Origin of the sequence: Nostoc cf. edaphicum LEGE 07299, assembly GCF_015207245.1 — a bacterium.
Lineage (GTDB): Bacteria > Cyanobacteriota > Cyanobacteriia > Cyanobacteriales > Nostocaceae > Nostoc > Nostoc edaphicum_B.
Window position 1 is genome coordinate 1 of record NZ_JADEXF010000672.1, and the last position, 3,496, is coordinate 3,496.

Annotated in this window: 3 protein-coding genes; all 3 read right to left on the bottom strand. The window is 40.1% G+C overall.

All coding sequences use genetic code 11. The features are described 5' to 3' along the window. Positions 1-129: 129 nt before the first annotated feature. Positions 130-660 (bottom strand): ABC transporter substrate-binding protein, encoded by a 531-nt coding sequence (locus tag IQ229_RS18740; protein WP_322744015.1) that lies wholly within the window; start codon positions 658-660, stop codon positions 130-132. A 168-nt stretch (positions 661-828) separates the two neighbouring features. Next, positions 829-2,610: an ABC transporter ATP-binding protein gene (locus IQ229_RS18745; RefSeq protein ID WP_194046312.1), complete on the bottom strand. Its 1,782-nt coding sequence runs from the start codon at positions 2,608-2,610 to the stop codon at positions 829-831. A gap of 27 nt (positions 2,611-2,637) precedes the next feature. After that, positions 2,638-3,039, bottom strand: a complete 402-nt coding sequence (locus IQ229_RS18750; RefSeq protein ID WP_194046314.1) for a DUF1636 domain-containing protein — start codon at positions 3,037-3,039, stop codon at positions 2,638-2,640. Between the last annotated feature and the right edge of the window lie 457 nt (positions 3,040-3,496).

The following is a 3,496-nucleotide window of genomic DNA, read 5'->3' on the forward strand; positions in this document are numbered from 1 at the left end:
GAAGAGAACATCCCCATCAATATCAGATATTTTTTCTTTGGATATATTTTCTATATAGAAGAAATCTCCCCTTTGTGATTTGGGACGTTGCAGACCAATATCCTTCAAAACTGACCCAGAAAAATGCTTTTATCCATAAGACCAAATGCCGGATTCTGAAGATGTATTTGCAATAGATACCTTAATAGTATTGCGGCGATTCTCATTTGGAGAGGCTGCGCCAACGCCCAAAGCTTGCTTAAGTTTTTCCACCCGTTGCCAATACTTATCTATCAATTGCTTACTCACTTCTTCTTTGCCCAATATCTGAGCAAGTTCCTCGAACGTATCTATCCAATTTGGTGGCGGATAGGGTGTATTAAGAACTACTGTAGGTGCAATATAAGACAACTGTTTGTAAATACCTTTCAAATCAGATCCAGAAATAATTAGGTCTGGTTTAAGTTTCAAAATCTTTTCTATATTTGGGCTATTATAACTTCCTACAGATTCTACTTGCTCTACTTTACTAGTTCCTCGTAGTCTTTGATTGTTAAGGTGATTGTCATTGCTAGCGATTATCAAGATGTAATGATAATTAATCTCAATAATTTTACCACTAGTTGTTTGATAGAAAAAACAAGTGTATGGTCTTTCAGGGGAGACGTTGGGCGATCGCAATAATTTATCAAGAAATCCTTGAAGAAGGACGAGAATACTGGATGATATTTAAAAATTAATAATATTTATTCTTAATAATCGTACCGCGAATGCTTGATAACAGAGCAAATTACCATAGATTTCCTGATTTGCAGACAAGCCTATTTTCATCAAAATTAAAAGAAAGTATTAATGAATTCCAGACTGTACGCGCCACAGACTAGCATAAATCCCATCAATTGCTAGTAAGTTCTCGTGCTTACCCTGCTCAACAATTTGACCATGATTCATCACATATATGCAATGACTGTGACGAATTGTAGAAAGACGGTGAGCGATCGCTATCGTAGTCCGATTTTGAGTAATCATCGTCAATGACTTCTGAATAGCTGCTTCGGTTTCATTATCCACCGCAGAGGTCGCCTCATCCAAAATCAAGATTGGTGGGTCTTTGAGAATAGCACGGGCGATCGCAATTCGTTGTCTTTGACCACCAGAAAGTTTCTGACCTCTTTCACCGACGATAGTATCGTACTGGAGGGGTAGTTGCAGGATAAATTCATGAGCCTGGGCTAATTTGGCAGCATGGATGATTTCTTCATTACTTGCATCAAAACTGCCATAAGCAATATTTTCCGCCACCGTACCGTGAAATAAAAACACATCCTGACTCACCCAACCGATACAGCGCCGCAGTTCTAAGAGTTGTAATTCCCGAATATCGATGCCATCAACCAGGATTTGTCCGCCTTGGACTTCGTAAAAGCGTAGCAGTAGTTTGACTAGGGTACTTTTACCAGAACCAGTTGCACCAACAATGCCAATATTTGCACCTGGTAAAATATGCAGTGATAAATCTTTGAGTACATTGGTGCGACCATTGTATGCAAAGGTGATATTGTCAAGATGCACTTCACCGCGTACTGTTTTTAACGGTAAAGGATGCTTCCCAGTGGGAATAGCAATGGGAGTATCTAATAATCCCATAACTCGTCGGGTAGAAGCCATCGCTCGTTGATACTCATCCATGATGGAACTCAATGTTGCAAAAGGCCACAGTAACTGCTGGACAATAAACACCATGAAACCGTAAGTTCCCACAGTTAACTGATTATTCGTCACTGCAACCCCACCAAAAAACAACGTGGCGATGAAACCGATTACAATCACTAATCGAATCGCTGGATAAAAAGCAGCAGAAAGAGCGATCGCTTGACGGTTACTGCGGCGATAGGCTTCACTTTCAAAAAGGACACGATCTCTCTCGTAGGCTTCAGCTGTAAAGCTTTTAATTGTGGCAATCCCTGAGAGATTATTAGCTAAACGACTATTGATAAATCCGGCTTTGTCGCGGACATCTGCATAACGGGGTGCGAGTCGTTTCTGGAATGCTAATGAACCCCAGAATATGAAGGGTGTGGGTAGGATTGCCAAAAGAGCGACATTGGGGGCTATGAGAAGAAATGAGCCGCCTACAGCTAAAATTGTGGTAATAAATTGCAGAATAGATGCAGCACCAGAATCGAGAAATCTTTCTAATTGATTGATATCATCGTTTAAAATTGACAGGAGTGTGCCCGTAGAGCGTTCTTCAAAGTAGCTCAGTTCTAGTTTTTGTAAATGGCTGTAGGCATCAAGGCGTAACTCATGCTGCATAGTTTGGGCAAGGTTACGCCACAAGCGATCGTAGATAAATTCAGATAGTGATTCTAAAGTCCAAATAAGTAAAGTTAATAATGATAAAATTGCTAGTTGTCCAATGATGTTGGTGATGCCAATTTGGACAATGATGGAATTTTCTTTTTCTACCACAATATCTACGGCAACACCTATTAAATATGATGGTGCGAGGTCGAAGATTTTATTGATGATGGTAAAGATTACAGCAGTCCACACTTGAGGGCGGTAGTTTTTAGCATAGTGTAATAAACGTAAGAGTGGATGGTTTTTGGTTAATGGGAAAGAGGTCATAGTAAATGCTCAATTTAGAGAAAATAATTAATCAGAATTACTTGGAGTTTCATTACTTACTACAGGTGGTATTTGGGCGAAAATAGCAGATTGTAATAGTTCAGGAATCTGTTTCCAAACTACAGTCCCTTTAGCACTTTTGATATACAGTTGCATAAAATCTAGTAACGCGGCAGCAGTTTCTCCAGGGGTGAGATTGACGAACAGATAGGTGGGTTTGTCTAGACTAGCAACGGATACAACACAGCCACTATTGCACGCCCATAAGCATCCTACTGGGTGAATTTCTACTTCATTATTTAGGGATTTTTCGGTGCATAAAGTATTTATTTGTTCAAGTAAAGTAGTGCTATCAAAAGGAGGTTTTTCTGGCACTTCTGCGGAGGAAGAATGGCAGGATTCGCAGACGAAAATCACGTTTTTGGGCATAAGTTCAAGGTGTATTGACTAGGTATTTAAATAAATCATTAATGACGGCGATAGCGCGGGTGGGGTGCTTCAAGAGTTATTAGGTGTTAGACCAGAACTGGATTACTGCAAATAGTTGCTAATCCAATCAAGCTGATTATAGAGAATTAGTGCCAACTGAGTCTATACCAAAAACCGCATCATGTGCCTGAAACCGACTTTTTACCAAATAAACATCCACTCGGCGTGATACCAAACCTGCGCTTAAAGGCTTCAGCAAAGCGTCTTGGCTCGGAATAACCGGTGAGCAACCTCAGCAATCGTTATGTTTCCTTGACGTAATAACTGCCCCCCATATTCATCTATGACATTCCCAACATCTGATTAACCCTTGTGGAGTCACTAATCAATCTTTCTCCTACTTTATTTATACCTTTTTCAGCAAACCCTACTTAGTAGGGAATGGGCTGAATTAGGT